The 17,833-nt window shown below is 65.7% G+C and carries 12 protein-coding genes; 2 read left to right on the top strand and 10 right to left on the bottom strand.

Annotated elements, in window-relative coordinates; translation table 11 throughout:
- Positions 1-64: 64 nt before the first annotated feature.
- The 3 genes from U1769_RS00700 to U1769_RS00690 form a co-directional block, all read right to left on the bottom strand.
- A complete protein-coding gene (locus U1769_RS00700; protein WP_332710814.1) occupies positions 65-1,663 on the bottom strand; it encodes an amidohydrolase in 1,599 nt (532 codons plus the stop codon).
- 36 nt (positions 1,664-1,699) lie between these two features.
- The gene (locus tag U1769_RS00695; protein WP_332710812.1) at positions 1,700-4,690 is read right to left on the bottom strand and encodes a TonB-dependent receptor plug domain-containing protein; all 2,991 of its coding nucleotides are present in this window, start codon (positions 4,688-4,690) and stop codon (positions 1,700-1,702) included.
- Between the two features lie 466 nt (positions 4,691-5,156).
- Entirely contained in the window at positions 5,157-5,651 is a 495-nt protein-coding gene (locus U1769_RS00690; protein WP_332710811.1) for an Lrp/AsnC family transcriptional regulator, read from the bottom strand.
- 246 nt (positions 5,652-5,897) lie between these two features.
- Between U1769_RS00690 and U1769_RS00685 the strand changes: the two genes are divergently transcribed.
- The gene (locus tag U1769_RS00685) at positions 5,898-6,521 is read left to right on the top strand and encodes a murein L,D-transpeptidase catalytic domain family protein (protein WP_332710809.1); all 624 of its coding nucleotides are present in this window, start codon (positions 5,898-5,900) and stop codon (positions 6,519-6,521) included.
- A gap of 22 nt (positions 6,522-6,543) precedes the next feature.
- The gene (locus U1769_RS00680) at positions 6,544-7,137 is read left to right on the top strand and encodes a hypothetical protein (protein ID WP_332710807.1); all 594 of its coding nucleotides are present in this window, start codon (positions 6,544-6,546) and stop codon (positions 7,135-7,137) included.
- A 9-nt stretch (positions 7,138-7,146) separates the two neighbouring features.
- Here the strand turns inward: U1769_RS00680 and U1769_RS00675 are convergent, their stop codons facing one another.
- From U1769_RS00675 to U1769_RS00645, 7 genes are all read right to left on the bottom strand, one after another.
- Positions 7,147-10,020 carry a M16 family metallopeptidase gene (locus U1769_RS00675; RefSeq protein ID WP_332710806.1) on the bottom strand — a complete coding sequence of 958 codons (2,874 nt, stop codon included), beginning with the start codon at positions 10,018-10,020 and terminating at the stop codon, positions 7,147-7,149.
- A gap of 25 nt (positions 10,021-10,045) precedes the next feature.
- Positions 10,046-11,164, bottom strand: coding sequence for a tetratricopeptide repeat protein (locus U1769_RS00670; RefSeq protein ID WP_332710805.1), 1,119 nt, complete (start codon positions 11,162-11,164; stop codon positions 10,046-10,048).
- A 176-nt stretch (positions 11,165-11,340) separates the two neighbouring features.
- The gene (locus U1769_RS00665; RefSeq protein WP_332710804.1) at positions 11,341-13,116 is read right to left on the bottom strand and encodes a vWA domain-containing protein; all 1,776 of its coding nucleotides are present in this window, start codon (positions 13,114-13,116) and stop codon (positions 11,341-11,343) included.
- A gap of 107 nt (positions 13,117-13,223) precedes the next feature.
- Positions 13,224-13,763, bottom strand: coding sequence for an RNA polymerase sigma factor (locus U1769_RS00660; protein WP_332710802.1), 540 nt, complete (start codon positions 13,761-13,763; stop codon positions 13,224-13,226).
- A gap of 185 nt (positions 13,764-13,948) precedes the next feature.
- Positions 13,949-15,178, bottom strand: coding sequence for an MFS transporter (locus U1769_RS00655; protein WP_332710800.1), 1,230 nt, complete (start codon positions 15,176-15,178; stop codon positions 13,949-13,951).
- A 114-nt stretch (positions 15,179-15,292) separates the two neighbouring features.
- Positions 15,293-15,829, bottom strand: coding sequence for a peptide deformylase (gene def / locus U1769_RS00650; RefSeq protein ID WP_332710798.1), 537 nt, complete (start codon positions 15,827-15,829; stop codon positions 15,293-15,295).
- A gap of 51 nt (positions 15,830-15,880) precedes the next feature.
- Positions 15,881-17,818: a DUF2207 domain-containing protein gene (locus tag U1769_RS00645; protein ID WP_332710796.1), complete on the bottom strand. Its 1,938-nt coding sequence runs from the start codon at positions 17,816-17,818 to the stop codon at positions 15,881-15,883.
- Between the last annotated feature and the right edge of the window lie 15 nt (positions 17,819-17,833).

Here is a 17,833-nt window from a genome sequence, read left to right as displayed (position 1 = left end):
GCCGGCCGCAGCCGGGAGGGGTCGGAGAGGCGACGGCGTGCCGACGCCGCCTCCCCGAAAGCCGCTACTTCGTCGCCGGAGGGGGCGGCGAGGCAGGTGCGGGATATTTCACCCCCATCTGCTCGAGGTAGCTGCTGTACTTGGCCGGATCATAGTAGAATTTCTCCATCTGGGGGCGCATCTGCGCCATCAGCTGGGTGTTCAGGTCGATCGCCGGCTTGTCGGCCGCGGTCAGCACCGGATCATATTTCTGGTCCTTCTGCTGGACCGTGTTGAAATAGGTCTTGGCGTCGGCAATCAGCTTCGGCGTCGTCATCAGATCGAGCACCGTCATCGCCACTGCCTTGGCGCCCGCCACCGCGCCCTTGTGTGCGATCGGGGTCGCCATCGCGATCGCCGCCGTCACGTTATGGCCGATCGTGCTGGGCACGTTGGAGGGGAAACCGATGGTGATGGTCGGCACCGTCCACATGATGTCTCCGATGTCATCGGAGCCGCCGCCATTGGAGGGGCCGCGCGTTTCCGGGGTGGAGAGCGGGGCGATCGTGTCGAACAGCGGCTGGAGCTTAAGGCCGTTGGAGACCTGCACGGCCTTGGCGAAGGCCTGGTCGTCGGCCGACCATTTCGGCATGCCGACGGCCTTGATATTGGCATAGGCGGCCTCGGCCATCGGCTTGTTGCCGTAATTGGGGGCGGCATAGCCGAGCACGCGCCGCGTGACCGTCGTGCCCGTCGCCATCGCCGCTGCTTCGGAGATGGTGTTGCCCGTCTCGTAGAGCTTGCGGATCGAATCGAAGGTCTGCTCGCGGAAATAATACCAGACCGATGCTTCGCCCGGCACCACGTTCGGCTGTCCGCCGCCATTGGTGATGACGTAATGCGAGCGCTGGGTGAGCGGCAGATGTTCGCGGCGCATGTTCCACGCAATGTCCATCACCTCGACGCCGTCGAGCGCGCTGCGCCCGGCCCAGGGCGCGCCCGCCGCGTGCGAGGTCTTGCCGTGGAAGGTATATTCCACGGAGACCATGCCGTTATTGCCCATCTCTCCGTAACCGGTGCCGAAACGATTGCCGACATGGGTGAAGATCGAGGCGTCGACATCCTTGAACAGGCCCTCGCGCACATAATAGGCCTTGGTCGCGAGCAGTTCCTCGGCCACGCCCGGCCAGATCATCAGCCGGCCCTTGATGCCGTTCTTGATCATCACGTCCTTGGCAGCGATCGCCGCGGCGACGATCAGCGGCATGCCGGAATTATGGCCTTCGCCATGCCCCGGCGCGCCTGGCACCATTGGCGTGATCTTCGGCGTGCCCGGCATTTGCGACAGGCCGAGCAGCCCGTCGATATCGCTGCCCAGCGCGATCAGCGGGCCGCCCTCGCCCCAGGTCGCGGTGAAGGCGGTCGGGATGCCGGCCACGCCGCGGGTGACCTTGAAGCCCTCCTTTTCGAGGATGCCGGTGATGTATTCGGACGTCTTGAACTCCTGGAAACCGGGCTCGGCGAAGCTGTAGATGGAATCGACCATCTCCTGGATCAGCTTCGCGTGAGCATCGACATTAGCCGCCGCCGCCGCCTTGAGCGCCGGCTTGGCCTCGGCATGAGCGGCGGGAACGTACAGCGCGGTGGATAGCAGGGCGGCCGTAAGGCCAAGCATCTTCTTCATCGAAACATCATCCTCGATTTTCTTGTTCTAAAAAGATCAGATCTTGAACCGCACGCCCAGGCGGAACACCCGGCCAAGCACGTCGTACAGGGCACGGTTGGTCTGCGGATAGGCTTCGGTGTTGTCGCCCGTCGGGCCGTTGGCGACCAGGACCGGATCGGTATTCAACAGGTTGCGGATCGAGAAATAGATTTCCGACTTGGCACCCGCGACCTCGAATTTGTAGCTCGCGTTCATGTCGAAATAGGTCGCGCCAGGGATCGAATTGAGGTTCATCGTGCGGAAGTCTGCGCTGGAAGCCGGGCAATTCGTGTCGCAGACGATGGCGTTGTTATCATAAACGCCACTCGACACGCCCCGAGCAATGGCTTGTACGCCAAAGCCCGAGCTAAAGTCGTATCCAACCGAGAAGCGGTATGTCCAATTAGGCAGGCCACCCGTATTCTGGCCTGCAGCGTCGGTCTCGGCGACCACGAAATTGGCGGTTTTCTGTGCGATCGCGTAGCTGGCGAGTCCGCGCAATGACAGAGTGCCTGGGCCAATCGGCCGGCGATAGCTTGCCTCGAAATCGATGCCGCTGCTCTTGATGCTGACGAAGTTCTGCGGGATGACCTCGATGCTGATGATGTCGGTGTCCAACCCGCGACCATTGGCGTTGATGATTGCGTTACAGGCCTGAGCGATCTGCTGCTGATAGCATTGATCGGCGATCGTCTGGATGCCGTAGGACGAAATCGCGCCCTTTAGTTCGATATTGTAATAATCGACCGATGCGGCGAAGCCCGGCAGGAAGGTAGGCGTGAAGACGACGCCAGCCCCGTAGGTCCTGGCAACTTCGGGAGCTAGATTGGGATTGCCGAGGTTCGAGGTGATCAAGCGATCTGAGGCGTTGCCAGGGCGAGCGACCGAGTTGGAGGCGCCGCCACCGGGAGCATATAGATCGGCGAGATTGGGCGCGCGGATGTCGCGCGAGATGGTGCCGCGTAGCTTGATATCGTCAATGGCCTGCCAGGTGAGGCCGGCCTTCCACGTCGCTACGGTGCCCGACGTCGAATAGTCGGTGGCGCGGACCGCCCCGTTGAAATCCATGCCATCGATGATCGGGATCACGGTTTCAAGATAGGCTTCCTTCACATTGTATGTGCCGGTGTTCACCAGGAAGTTGCCGTAAAGCCAGGTCCCGACGAGATTATTTTGGGCATCCCGGCCGGGTTGGAAGAATGGATCGACCGAACCGCTGATTCCTTCCTTGCGCCACTCGCCGCCGAAGGCGAGCGATACGGGACCGGCCGGCAGTTCGAACAAGCTGTTGGTCGAGAAGTTGAACGCGGCGACGTCCTGCGTAAGCCGCTGGTTGCGAAGCGGGCTTCGGTTGCCGCCCGTGATGTAGCTTATGGCTGCTGTCTGGGTCGGAACCCCCACACCGAGAACGTTGAGCGGGGCACAGCCGTTCGTCGGGGCGGTCAGCGACGTCCGGCAAACGATGCTGCCGAGCGCCAGGCCCGACGTACCGCGGTTTGCCGCCGTAACAACTACGGCATCGGTTGCGTCGGTGTAGCGCTGGCTGAGCCAGGCATTGGTCAGCCCTTCTTTAGTCTTGGTCATGCCGCGCTGATAATAGACATCCCATTTCCAGTTGCGGCCAAGCGCATCGAATTCGCCGTCCGCGCCGGCAACGTAGCGAAAGACTTCGCGTGTGTTATCCGAGCCTTGCGGATCGATGAACACGTTACCGGCACCAACCGTGACCGCCGACAGGCCATTTGTCGCCATCAGCGCTTTGACTTCGGGCGAGAGGAAGGCGTTATCGCTTTTGATGCTGACCGCGGTGCTGGCGGTCTGCTGATAATAGCTTTGCCCGCGGTACCGGCTATAGGCAAACTGCCCGAACACGTGCAGTGCCGGCGAGAATTCATAGCTCAGGCGGCCGAAGGCGGACTGGCGCTTTTCGGACGGCTGCAGTGTTGCCGAACCAGTGTGCGATGCGCTGGTGATTTCCCGATCGCCGCCGACCATCCACTGGCCGCCGATAGCACCGAAATTCAGATGGTTGATCGAACCATAGCCGGTCGCGGGGTTGACCGATCCGAAATATATGCCCCGTACGGCGGCGAGGGTCGCGCCGGTCGCCGCTAGGCCGTCACTGGCGCGAGTCGCGCCAGTGATCAGGCCACCAGGTGCGAAGCCGGAGACGCCGGCGTTCGAGGTGACAAGGTATTCGGGATAGCAGGTCGTCGCGGCAGAGGTGTCTTCGCAGGCCGCTTTTATATATTGTGGGTTGTTGACGCGGAAGAAACCAGTGTTGTTCCAGTCGCGGTCAACCGTGTGGACGCCCTTTTGCGTGAAATATTCGCCCGAAACGGTGATATGGCCCTTGCCGTCGGCGAACGACGTGCCGGCCGTCAGGCTCACCTTGTGGTTCGGGGCATCGCCATACGTGGTGACGCCGTGCTCATATTCGGCTTCGAGGCCGGTGAAATTCTTGTTCAGGATGAAGTTGACGACGCCTGAAACGGCGTCCGAGCCATAAGCGGAAGATGCGCCGCCGGTTACCACTTCGACGCGCTCGATCAGTGCCTGCGGGATGGTGTTGACGTCGACCGATCCGGTGTTCGTCGACGGGACCGAGCGCTGCCCGTCGACCAGCACCAGCGTGCGGTTCGCGCCCAGGCCGCGCAGGTTGACGGTGTTGATGCCGGCGCCGCCGTTCGAAAGCGCGCCGTTGGAATTCGCCGACGTGCCCGATCCGCGGACAGCCGGCAGCGTGTTCACGAAATCGGAAATATTGGCGGGCGCCTCGCGGTTGATTTCCTCGGTACTGATCACGCTGACCGGGGTCGGTGCGCTATAACCGTCGCGCACGATGCGCGTGCCGGTGACGGTGATGTCGCCAGTCGTCTCCGCTTCCAGCTCCTGCGCGGCCAGGCTCGGCTCGGCGGCCGGCGGGGGCGCCGCCTCCTCGGCGCTCGTCATGGCGACGGGCGTGGTCTGCGCAGTGGCGATGGCGGGCTGGACGGCAATGGCCAAGGCCAAAATGCCGACGCTCGAAAGACTATACTGCCTGAAAAGGCTGCGGCCGGAACAAGTATTTGCGCTGAATAGAGTCGTCATGGTCGCCCCCGATTGTTGTTACTCCCTGGGCAACCTCTCCCTTTAACCTGTTCTTCAAGAACAGTGTTATGATCGAAACACTATCTTAACCATGTAACCAGGATGCAATTCTCCCGCGGCACTGACGGATGCGTCAGCGCCGGGTCCCTGGCTTGCTTGATGGTTTCTCCCTTGGACGGCAGCTCTCTGGTGGAGCTTGCCTGTCGAAAGATTAGCAGAATTGTCTTGGGGGATGTCGCTATTTTCAGGCGTCTGATTTCATTATTTGCGGCGATTCCTGCGCCGTTCGGCAATTTATGACAGATTGTAGGCGCGGCATACGGTCAGCTGGCCGGATTCCCATATTAGCACGGATTCGGTCCGAATCGGCGGAATCGGGCCGTCAGGCGGGTCCGGACAACAGGACCGGCGGCACGGCCCGCTGGGCTACTTCGCGCATCACGAAGCTGCTGCGAATCTTGGCGACGTGCGGCAGCATGGAGAGCTCGCTGCGATACACCCGATCGTAATCCTCGAACGATTTCACATGGACGATCATGAGAAAATCGACATTGCCCGAGACGAAGCTGCAATAGGACATTGACGGGCATTTCACGACCGCAGTTTCGAATTCCATCAGCACATTCTCCGCCTGCGACCGCAATTCGATCATCACGACCACGACGATGCCGAAGCCAAGCCGGGCCATATCGAGGTCCGCCGAATAGCCGCGCACGGCGCCACGTTCCTCCAGGATCTTGCGCCGCCGGGCGACCGCCGTGCTTGAAAGATGTACGCGCTCGCTGAGCGCGACGTCGGATGCGCGCCCGTCGCTCGCCAGTTCACGGAGGATGCGGTAGTCGATCGCATCGATATCGGCTATGCCCGAATCGGTCATATATTGCGCCCCTTACGCAGTGATTGAACAAATTGTGCCGCTGCCGTGTACAAAAACACCACAAAATGACAATGCCGTTGTTAGATCATGCGATGCCGATTTGTGCCGAATCGGGCGATCGACACGGCGGGCGGGCGCACTGGCAGTGATCGCATCAGCCGCTGGACTCTGCTATCATCGTTCCGTGATCGAGCTTGGGACATGACGGTGCGATCAGGGGAAACGGCGCCATCGCGGCGCGCATTCTTGCGACAGGCTGTGGGCACGACCGGGGCGCTGGCCGCGTCGATGCTTCTGCCTGAACTGCTCGGCGCGCCAGCCCGCGCGCAGGACGAATTCCCGCCGATCACTGCGCCGTGCCGCGTCCGTCCCGACCTGCTGGCACAATCGCTGGCCGCGCTCGAACGGCATGGCGGCAGCATCGCCATGCGCGATCGGATCGGCATCGCCGATTTCACCGCGCCGTCATTTCAGCCGCGGCTGTATCTGGTCGATCTCGCCAATGGCGCGACGACATCCTTCCTGGTGGCGCACGGAAAAGGATCCGATCCGGAGCATACCGGCTGGTTGCAGAGCTTCTCGAACATCGACGGATCGAACGCATCGTCGGAAGGGGTTTTCCTGACGTCGGACTATTATGTAGGCCAACATGGCGCGTCGCAGCGGCTGATCGGCCTCGATCCGACCAACAGCAACGCCGAAAGCCGCGCGATCATCATCCATTCGGCCTGGTACGCGAATTCCGATATCCTGCTGGCCCAGCCGGTGCTTGGCCGCAGCGATGGCTGCTTCACGGTCGGGGAACTTGAACTCGATCATGTCTTCGACCGGCTCGGGCCGGGCCGCATGCTGTTTTCCGCCAAGCTCTGACCCCCAACCGCAGGATCGCCGCATGACCGCTCTGCTTCCCGCCGAACTCGCCTGGTACGTGACCGGCCGCTTCTACGCGACGGCTGACGGCAGTTTGGCCGATTATGGCTATTTCCTGCACCTGCCCTTCTCCGGCATCCCGCTGTTCGACGGCAAGCGGAGCGAGACGACGGCGCATTTCACCTTCGCCGCCACGCCGTTCAAGGCGCATGGGGTCGATAATGGCGGGCTGTCGCTCGGCGTGGATCCCGTCGGGGAATTCTCGGTCTACCTGCAACGCAGCCCGGCCGGGACGTTCGACGATCCCGCGTCCTTCGCGCTGGGCGAGCGCATCGCCATTTTCCGCCGCGCGACGCTTGTGGTCGGCACGACGGTCACCGGACCGGACGGCAAGACGACGGTACAGCTGATCGGTACCAATGTGTTCACCGCGCGGCTGATCGCCAGCACGCCGTTCGAGTTTGGCGGTCGCCGCCACGATCTCGCTGACCATCTCGCCCCTGGCGTCACGCAGTTCGGCACCGCCGGCGAGACGCCGATCGTGCCGCCCCCGGCCGGCTATGATCTGGTGCTGCCCTTCACCGGATCGGCCATTGCGCTCGGCCGCACCGGATAGGCGATCCCGCTATCTGGCAGCCGTTTTTGCCGCGATATCGGGCGTCACCTCGGCCCTCCACGCCGTCTCCGGCCGGAGATAGCGCCGTGCCAGTGCCTGGATATCGGCGGGCGTCATTGCCTCGAACTCGGCGATCGCGGTCAGCGTCTGCGCGACATAATGCGGCCGGTCGACGATATGAGTCAGCTGGTTGAGCCACCAGCCATTGGTGTTGCGCCCGCGCCGGGATGCCTCGATCAGCGGTTCGCGCGCGCGCTTCAACTCGTCCTCGCTGATCGGCGTGTCACGCAGGTTCGCGGCGATGGCGTCCATCGCAGCGAAGAAGGCGGGCAACTTCCCCGGCGCCGTCTCGGCCTGGACGGCGATGGTGCCGTAGCCCTTGTAGGTATCCGAATAGCTGGCGGCGACGTCCGGCGCATAGGCCAGCGCCTGGCGCTCGCGGATCTCTTCGAGCACGCGCAGTTCGAGCACCGCGGTGAGCACCTCGATCCGCCGCGCCTCGCTGCGATCGTCGATCATGTCGGTCGCCGGCCACGCGATATAGCCGAGGCCCTGTTCGGCCAGTCCCGTGTGCCTGAACCGGAGCGGCGTCGGGGTGGGCGCGGGGAAGCGGCGTTCCGCGGCGCCCGGCGCGGGTGGGCCGGCGGCCGGGCGCGGCGGCAGCGCGCCGAAGGTGGCGGCCGTCACTGCGATCGCGTCGTCGACGGTCGTGTCGCCGACCATGGTGATGCGGATCGGGCCACTCGCCAGCAGCGCCTTCAGCGCCGGCCGCACCGCATCCATCGACCAGCCTGCCATGATCTCGGGCGGGACGAAGGCAGCGCGGCGATCGCCGCCGGCAAGCAATTCCCTGGCCTGCACGCTGAACGCGCCTGACGGCCGCGCCAGGCTGGCCCGGTACATCGCCGGATAATTCGCCTTCATCTGTTCGAATGCCTGACTGCGAAAGGCAGGATCGATGAGATAGGCCGTCATCAGCTGCATCTGGAGTTGCAGGTCCTCGCGCCGCGTCGCGCCGTTCAGCAGGAATCGGTCACCCAGCGTCGAGAAGCCGGCGCCGACGACATGGCCGTTGAGCGACCGGCTCATTTCGTCGACCGTCATCTTGCCCAGCCCGCCTGGTTGCAGGCCGCCGATCGTGCTGGCGCGCGGATCGAGCGTGTCGGGCGAGAAATTCTGCTCGCCGATGCCGGTCAGCAGGTTGATGAGGATCGAATTGCGGCTGAAGCTGGTCGGCTTGACGGTCAGCGTCACGCCGTTGGCGAAGGTGACGATGGTGGTGCCGAGCGTCGGGATGTCCCGCCGGCTCGCGACCAGGCCGGCCTTGCCGAAATCGGTATAGGGCCAGGCGCGCTTGTCGACCGCCGGCGGCGCGGCGACCGCGATCGCGCGCGACCGCTGCAGGGCGGCCGCCACAGCCGCCTCGCCGCCCTCGATCGGGACGGGCGACGTGACCATGGTCAGCGGGCCGGCGCCGCTGAACATCGGCTTCAGCGCGGCGTTCACTGTTTCGGCGGTGAGGCCGTCCGTCGCCTCGAATAAGGCGAGATCGGTCTGCGGCGTGGTGAACACCTCCCGGCTGTTGACCGTGCCGAGGATAGCGCCGGCCAGGCCGCGCGTGGTGCGGGTGGTCGCGCCCTTCACGGCATTCTGCAGGGCGGTGCGCCAGCCGGTGACCTCGCGCTGCAGTTCCGCCTCGGACACGCCATATTGGACGATCCGGCGCTGCTCCTGCTCGATCGTTGCGAGCGCCGGCTGCCATTTGCCCTGGACGAACTGGGCGGACATCGTGGCGATGCCGACGCTACGCAACAGCGTAGAGTCGCTGGCACCGGCGCTCAGGAAGGGCGCGTCGTCGATCCGCGAGAGTTCTGACAGGCGCCGGTTCAGCACGGCCAGCCCCAAGCCTTCGATCAGGTCCTGTCGGCGATTGGCGACAGTGTCGGGTCGCAGGTCCGGCTGGCGGGTCCAGGCCAGCGAAATGCCGGATGACACGCCCGGCTCCACCGTCACGTGCGTCTCCGGCCCACGTGGCGCGACCGTGCCGAGATCGGGTTCGGGGCCGTCCGGCGCGCTGGGCTGCCAGCTGGCGAACACCGTGCGGATCTTGGTCTCGATCGCGGCGATATCGAAGTCGCCGACTGCGATCAGCGTCGCACGGGATGGCCGGTAATGACGCTGATAGAAGTCGACGAAGCGCTCGCGCGGGGCAGTGGCGATGATCGCCATGTCGCCGATCGGCAAACGCGTCGCGACCTTCTGCCCCCGGGCGAGGATGCCGAGCTGCTGTTGCCAGACGCGTTGCGCCGGCGAATTGCGCAGCCGCTCCTCTCCCGCGATCACGCCGCGCTCGGCCGCGATGTCGCTGTCGGCCATCGTCGCTTCGGACACCTGCTCGCGCAGCACGCGCAGCGCGGTATCGACCGTCTCGTCATTGGTGCGCGGCAGTTCGAGCTGGTAATAGGTCTGGTCGAAGCCGGTAGCGGCATTGAGATCGGCGCCGAAGGCGAGGCCGAGCCGTTCGAGGATGCGGATCAGCTCGGTCTTCGGGATGTTGGTCGTGCCGTTGAAGGCCATATGCTCCATGAAATGGGCGAGGCCGCGCTGATCGTCCTGCTCCATCAGCGAACCCGCATCGATCCGCAGGCGCAGCGACGCCTGGCCCGGCGGCGTGGCGTTGCGTAGCAGGGCATAGCGCATGCCATTGGGCAAGGTGCCGGTGCGGAGATCGGGATCGACCGGCAGGTCGCTGGCGATGTGCGCCCAGGGCTGGGACGACGGCACCGGCTGGATCGCCGCAACCGTGCGGGCGCCTGACCTGGCCTGACCCGACAGCGGCCCCGCGAGCAGGGCGGCGGCGAGCAGCAGCAATGGACCGTGCATCGATCGCAATATCTTCAATGCCGGCTCACTTCACCACTGCGTCATAATCCGGGTCGAGCGCGATCGCACGCTCCTCGTCCCGTTCGGCCCGGCGGGTGTCGCCGCGTTGTCGCAGCATCACGCTGCGCTGATAATAGCCGCGCGCCGCTGTCGGCGCATAACGCACCGCCTGGTCCAGATCGGCGATGGCGCCATCGATATCGCCCTGCCGCTGCCGGACAAGGGCGCGGTTGAGATAGGCGAAGGCGAGGCGCGGCTGAAGTTCGATCGCCTGGTCGAATGCGCCGATCGCGCCGTCGAGATTGCCCTGCCACGCGAGCGACAGGCCGTCGGCGAGCCGCGCGCCCGCGCGCCCGGCCGGGCCCTTTGCGCCGGGATCGACCAGCCTTTTGCAGCTGTTCAGCCGGCGCAGCGGATCGTTGACGGTGCAGGCATCCCAGTCGCCTCGCCGCACCGGGCGGCGCATCGCCGTTCCGGTCACCACTATGTCCGAGTCATCATTGGCCAGCGCAGCCGATGGCGTCGGCCGAGGCGTGGCAGCTGGCGCCTGCAGGCGCGCTTCTGCGCGCCGCGTTTTTATCTGGATGTCGGCGACAAAGCTCTGTTCCGCCTGCATCACCGGCGCTGGGGCCGGTGGCGGGGGAGGCGGCGGAGGAGGCGGCGGTGGTGGAGGGGGCGGGGGCGGCGGAGCAGCCATCTCCGGTGCGGCTGTCGTGATGAGGTCGGACGCGTCTTCGGCTTTCTCCCGCGATGGGGCGGGTGCCGCCGGCGTTCGGACGGGAGGCGCCGTATCCGACGGTGGAAGCGCGGGGGATGTCGGCGGTAGCACGACCCGCGCGGCGGGCGAGGGCGCCGCGCCGCGCTGGACCGGCTGCGGCTGCTCGGTCTCGGCGGGAAAACGCTCGTCGATCGAGAGCAGCGCGATCGGAACGCCGACCACCGCGACCACCATCGCGGATACCAGCACGCCCATTTGCGGGCGGCCCAGTTTCGGCCACCAGCCGGACCCTGCCACGCGCGCCGGGCGCGTGGCCGGCGGCGTCTCCCCATCGAAGCGGCGCATCGCTGCCTCGATCGCTGCGTCGCGACGGGCCGGCCGGGGCGGGGGCGGCTCGGGCAGCGACAGGGCGATATCGTCATCCATCGCCATTTACCCGCGCATGCCGGCGCCGATCGCGTGCTTCCGAAGAAGGAGCGCTGATCGCGTACGAGGTGGGAAATGGCACTGCATCGGCCAAGCTTATACCCAATATTCGGCGCCGGTCGAACGATCGGCGCGTGGCCCCGCCGCCATCGTGACGACGGCAGGGCCGGCCCGTTCTAACGCTCCAGGCTGGCCATCGAACGCGCATTGTTGGCCGCGCGAACGAGCTGGATGAACTCCGAGCGATAGCCGAAGCTGTCCTCGCCGCGCGCCGCGGTCGCGATGCGCAGCACGTCGCCATAAGTGAAGCTGCCGGTATGGCGACCGCCGCGCAGCAACTCGGCAAAGGCCGCGACGCCGGTGGCGAAGCGCGCATCCCGCGGTGCATCCTCGAAACGGGCTACTTCCGCCTTGCGATCGATCGGTGTCGAGATCAGGCGGCTCGTATCGGATTTGGGCAGCTTGTAGCGGATCTTGACGAAGCCGATCTCCGTGCCCTGCGCGCTGGCCGGTTCCGGCCTGGCATAGCGCAACGCGCCGATCGCGCGCGGGCCGCCGACCGGCACGATCTCGTAGAGCGCGGTGACGGTCTGGCCCGATCCGACATCGCCGGCATCGACCTTGTCATTCTCGAAATCCTCGCGGTTGAGCATCCGCGTCTCGTAACCGATCAGGCGATATTCGGCGACGGCCGCCGGGTTGAACTCGACCTGGATCTTCACGTCCTTGGCGATCGGGAACAGGGTGGAACTCGCCTCGTCGACCAGCGTCTTCCGCGCTTCGCTGACGGTATCGATATAGGCGGCGGCGCCGTTGCCGTTCTGCGCCAGCGCCTGCATCAGCGCATCGTTGTAATTGCCCATGCCGAAGCCGAGCACCGAGAGGAACACGCCCTTGCCGCGCTCGCGCTCGATATAGCCCGTGAGTTCGTCCTGGTTGGTGATGCCGACGTTGAAATCCCCATCGGTCGCCAGGATCACGCGGTTGACGCCGTGCGGATCGAAATTCTGCGCGGCCAGCGCATAGGCCTGGCGGATGCCCTCGGCGCCGGCAGTGCTGCCCCCGGCACCAAGCCGGTCGATCACGGCCAGGATCCGGTCCTTCTGGCTGGCCGGCGTCGGCTGGAGCGCGGTGCCGGCATAGCCCGCATAAGTGACGATCGCGACGCTGTCATCGCCGTCCAGCTGGTCGAGCAGCATGGCCAGCGACTGCTTGACCAGCGGCAGCTTATTCTGGGCGTTCATCGATCCCGATGTGTCGATCAGGAAGACGAGATTGGCGCGGGGGCGCGTGGCGTGCTGGATATCATAACCGCGGATGCCGATCCGAACGAGCTTCCGGCCGGCCGTCCACGGGCTGGGAAACACAGCGACATTGGTGCTGAACGGCTGCTGCGCGGTGCGCGGCGCGGCATAATCATAGGGGAAATAATTGACCATCTCCTCAGTCCGCACCGCAGCCGGCTGGGGCAGGACGTTCTGGTTGAGCGAGGCGCGCACGAAGGAATAGGCAGCGGTGTCGACATCGATCGAGAAGGTCGAGACTGGCTCGCTTTTGACCAGCTTGAACGGATTCTCCGCGACGGCAGTGAAGCGGTCGCGGCCGGTGTCGCGGTACGGCATCGGCAGATACGGATGGCGTTCGGGCATCGGCATGATGCCCTGCGGCGCGATGACAGGCATCGCCATCCGCTGCATTTTCATGCCCGGGGCTGGAGGCGGAGGCGGGGGCGGCGGCGCGGCCACCTCGGCGTGGGACATGGCCTGGACGCTCTGCGCCGGTGCTGCCTGATAGTCCTCCCTGCGCGTACTGGTCACGACGATGTCCGCCTCGGATGACGGGGCGGCGGTTTGCGACGCCGACGATGGCGCCTCGTCGACTCCGGACCGGGAGCAGGAGACGAGGAGCAGGACGGCCACCCCGGTGGCGACCCTATGGTATGGACGGGGCATGAAAAACTCTCCCTGACGTGCGGGCAAAATCGTCCGCATGTCCCTGCGACGCGCGCCGACGGCATATCCTTGGGTCCGATCGCGTTTTTTTTTGAAAAGGTCTCCGGTCAGTCGGCCCCGCCGGCCGAGAGCATGCGCCGCACCTCGTGCATGCGCCAGGAAATGGTCGCCTCGGCAACGCCCAGGATGACGGCGGCTTCGGCATGCGTCAGCTGCTGCCCCGCGACGAGCACCGCGGCATCGCGATAGACCGGCTTGAGCCGGGCGATCGCACTCTTCAGCCACATCGCGTCGTGCAGATCGCGCCCGTCAGGTCCGCGTGCCAGGCCAGTCACCACCGCGAGCCGGTCGGCAAAGCCGCTGAACGAACGGCGGCGGCGGCGCAGATCGCGACACGCGTTGAACACGATGCCGCACAGCCAGGTGGTGAATTTCGCCTCGCCCCGGAACGTCCCGATTTTCTCGACGAGCGTGCAGCAGACATCCTGGGCTATATCGTCGGCATCGGCGCGCGATCCGGTCAGCTGCCAGGCGAGGCCGTGGATTCGGTTATAATGCCGCTGCAGCAACGTGCCGAACGCGTCGCGATTGCCGGCGATCGCGGCCGCGAGAAGGTCGGAATCCGGATCGTCGCCGAAATCCGCCATGCGTCACGGCCGATCCCGATCGGGGCCCGGCGCTCGCTCCGCCACCGCAGCGCGACCCTGCATCCTCATAGAAAGACCGTCGCCCCAAAGCCCCATCTGCCACGCTACCTGCACCATTCGGGCGGGCGACGCCATCGCCAGCCGAGCGCAGGCCGGCGAAAATCGCGGAAGGGGCTTCCGGCCGGCTAGCCTCCGCTAACGCCAGTGCGAGGTGCGATGATCCGGTACCGCCCGGATGCGCCGGGCAGCATCGCCGTCGCGAGGAAGGCGATAGCGGCCAATGGCAGGAGAGCGAGAAGAACCGCTGACGCACCCGCCTGCAGGCTCAGTACGAAACCGGCAAGCAACGGTCCCGCGATGGCGCCGAGGCGCCCGAAGGCCACCGCGGCGCCCACGCCGGAACCGCGCAGCGCCGCCGGGTAGAGCGTGGCGGACAGGCCGTAGAGGAGGAATTGCGCGCCCACGACGAAGAAACCGACAAAGGCGGCCGCTGCGATCATCGGTGCCGCACCGGTTATCGCGGCCAGCGCGAACAGTCCTACCGCCATGGCCCCATAGGTGGCGCCCAGCAGCCATGGCCGGGTGCCGCTCCGCGCGAGATGGCCGAGCAGCAGCGCGCCGCCGGCGCCGCTGACGCTGAAGGCCAAGGCCGCCCCCAGCGCCTGTGACCGGCCCAGGCCCCGCCCCAGCATCAGCGTGGGCAGCCAGTTGAGCAGCAGATGCAGAATCAGCAGAGTCGCGAACGAGGCAGTCCACAAGGCCAGGGTGGCCGTGGCACGCCGCTCTCCGAACAAGGTCTCGGCCAGCCCGGCCATGTCGTCCCGGGCGTCATCATGGGCGCCCCCGGCCTTGCGCGGGGCGGCCGGCAATAACCAGGCCCCCGCGACGGCGAGCAGGATCGGCGCGACGCCGCCGACATGGAACAGGAATGTCCAGTCCCGGCTTGTGGAAAGGACCAGCAGGCCCGCCAACGCGCCGCCCAACGGCATCCCCGCGGTGATCATGGTCACGCGGCCCGCCTGGCTGTCTGGGCGGCCGGTCTCCGCCACCAGGGCGATCAGCGCGGGAAACGCGCCGCCAAGGCCGATGCCGGTTAGGAACCGCATCGCGATCAGGCCGTACAGGCCGGAGGCCAGCGTGGTCCCGATCGAAAAGGCGCCGAAGGTCAGCAAGGATGCGATCAGCAGCGCCTTTCGACCGATCCGGTCCGACAGCCGCCCGCCGATCAGCGCGCCGAACAACAGGCCGATGGTGTTGCTGCTGAACACCCATGCCAGTTCACCCGGGGCCAGGCCGAATGCCGGCGCCATCCGCGGCGCGGCGAGGCCGGCCGATTGAAGATCGTAACCCTCCACCAGCGCCGCCAATGCACAGAAAAGCCAGGTTGCTGCGTTGCCTCGACCTTTGTCCGTCATGTCTTCCCGCCCGATCCCAAAAGCGTCCCGGTGGCCGACATACGCTGGGGCCGTGTTTCGGCGAAACGACGTCGGGCTACCGCTGTAACCCTATTTCATTGGCGCCGAATATTCTCACCCTTCGAGCGCGGCCAGCGCGCTGTCCGGAAACAGCGCGTCGATGAAGCCGAACTGAGTCATGTCGGTGATGCGCTGTGGATAGAGCACGCCGTTCAGATGATCGAATTCGTGCTGGAATACGCGGGCGTGAAATCCTTCGACCTCGCGGGAGAGCTCACCGCCGTCCTCAAGTGTGCCGCCATACCGGATGTGCGTGGCGCGCGGGACGAGGCCGCGCATGCCGGGTACCGACAGGCACCCCTCCCAACCGTCCTCGGTTTCGTCAGTCAATATGTCGAGCCACGGATTGATGAGCGTCGTGACCGGCACCGGCGCCTGATCCGGATAGCGCGGGTTCGCATCGAAACCGAAGATCATCAGGCGGAGGTCGATGCCGATCTGCGGCGCCGCCAGTCCAACGCCATCTGCGGCGTACATGGTTTCGTACATGTCCGCGATGATCGCCTTCAGCGCCGGATTATGCATATCCTCGACCGGCCTCGCCACGCGCAAGAGCCGGGGATCGCCCATCTTCAATATCTCGCGGATCATGCCTGTCGTCCCGGTTGTCGGCTGCGTACGATAGTCGCACAAAGCCGCTCCCTACCACCCAGATCCCCCGCCGCCACCGCCGCCACCACCGGAGGAACCGCCGCCGGAGGAGCCGCTTGAACTACTGCTACTGCTCGAACTGCTGCTGGAGGTGCTGGGCGAGGTTGCGGCCGAAGCGATGGTCGAGGTCAGCGCGGCGCCCATCGCGGTGGCGAGGGCGCCGGAATCCGACCAGGATCGCGCGGAATTCCCGACATACCAGTCGCTCGCTGGGCTGGGGCGGCCGTCCACGCCGGCCGTCGCCATGACATCGGCGAAGCGTTTCGCCCAGCGATTCTCCACCTCCAGCGCCATGGCATAGGGCAGATAGCGTTCGAACAGCGCCGCGGTCTTTTCCGGCGGGTTGAGTGTGTCCAGCCGGTCCTCCTCCGCCACTGAAAGATAGTGGCGAAAGCCGCGGATGCCGTCGCGCAGCGCCCAGCCGGCCGGAGTGGGCACCACCAGCCACGCACGGGTGACCAGCAGGAAAGGAATGGCGAGCAGCGGAATGAGCAGGGGCAGGGGGTTGCCGCCGGCGAGACCCAGGAAGACGAGCGTGCAGCCCAGCAAGACCATGGCCAGCCAGATCAGCGCAGTGACGATCCAGTTCAGGATCTTCACGCCCTTGCCGAGCTTCCCGCGGCGCTGGCGGGCCAGCAGCAACAGAAGCAGGCGGCCGACGAGCATGCCGCTGACGAGTCCGGGCAGTATCCAGGGCGAAATCCGCGGATTGCCCAGCAACACTATCACCGCCACCGCCAGCATCAGGCCGCCGATAAGCATCCATCCCATCAGACTATCGCGGGGTTCCTCGGTAAAGGTGCGGCCTTCGCCGTATTGCGCCTCGAGTTCCTGCGCCAGGCCGCGGCGCGCGGCGGTCAGCAAGGCGTGATTGGCCCGTTTCAGCACCACCGACTTGCGCGATTTGAACAGCAGCCGGGTCATTTTCTCTTCCGCTGGAGGAAGATCAGCGGCGCCGTCCATCCGCTCGAGTCTCTGCTCGGCATCGCCGTCCTTCGCGACGCCGTCGACGATCCGCAGCCGGCCGCGCACCGCGGCATCGACCACCGCCGCGGAAAAGGTGCGGTCGTCGAAACCCTTGCGCCAGACATAGCGCACCGCGGCCGCGGAGAGCCCATCGGGCGGCGAGAACAGCGGTACGAGCGGGCGCGGATCGGGGTGACGCCGCGCCCGCCACAAGGCCAGCGCCCAATAAACGAGCATGGCGATCACGGCGATGGCCGCGAGCAGCATCGCACCCCAATCGGCCAACCACCAGCCGAGCCTGTCCAGCACGCCGGGCGCAGCGACTACGCCCTTGGGCCATGCGGCAGCCACGGTCAGCCCCTCCGTCGCCTCCAGCCGCCTTGTGGTGCGAAAGACGATCCGGCCCGGCCGCTCCTCCACCACTTCCGCGTCCGCGGCGGTTGAGCCCTGTTCACCGGTATAAAAAGCCCGCTTCCCGAATTTCACTGCCGCGGGCAGGGTGATCCTTGCCTCTGCGCGTTCGATCGGGAAGGTCCAGCCATTGCCGGTGGCATTCCAGTAAAGCTCGTCGACATCGGAATAGAAACTGAGTTGGCGGGTTGTGCGATAATGGATGCGATAGACATGCTCGCCGGGCGTCAGCAGCGTTTCCGCGCGCCCGATACGCACTCGCTCGCCATTGTCCATGCCGAGTAGCGTATAGGGTTCGGGGCGGCCGTCGCGCGCCACCTCCAGCACCCGGAAGCCGACGGTGACCAGCCGTCCCCCTGGACCGGGATAGCGGGTGGGGAAATCGCGCTGGATTCCACGCTTGATCTCGTTCCCCTCGGAGACGATGTGGATGGTCTCGACCACGTCCAGCGCGCCATCCGCGCGCACGGTGACGTCGCTGACGAAATCGGTGATCCGTTCCTCGGCGCTTGCCGGCACGGCAACCAGCAGCGCGAGCGCTGCGATCAACACGGGCAGGATCCGCAC

It is taken from the genome of Parasphingomonas zepuensis, from assembly GCF_036663735.1.
GTDB lineage: Bacteria > Pseudomonadota > Alphaproteobacteria > Sphingomonadales > Sphingomonadaceae > Sphingomonas.
The sequence above is the reverse complement of the archived record's forward strand: the minus strand, read 5'-3'. Positions and strand labels throughout refer to the sequence as shown.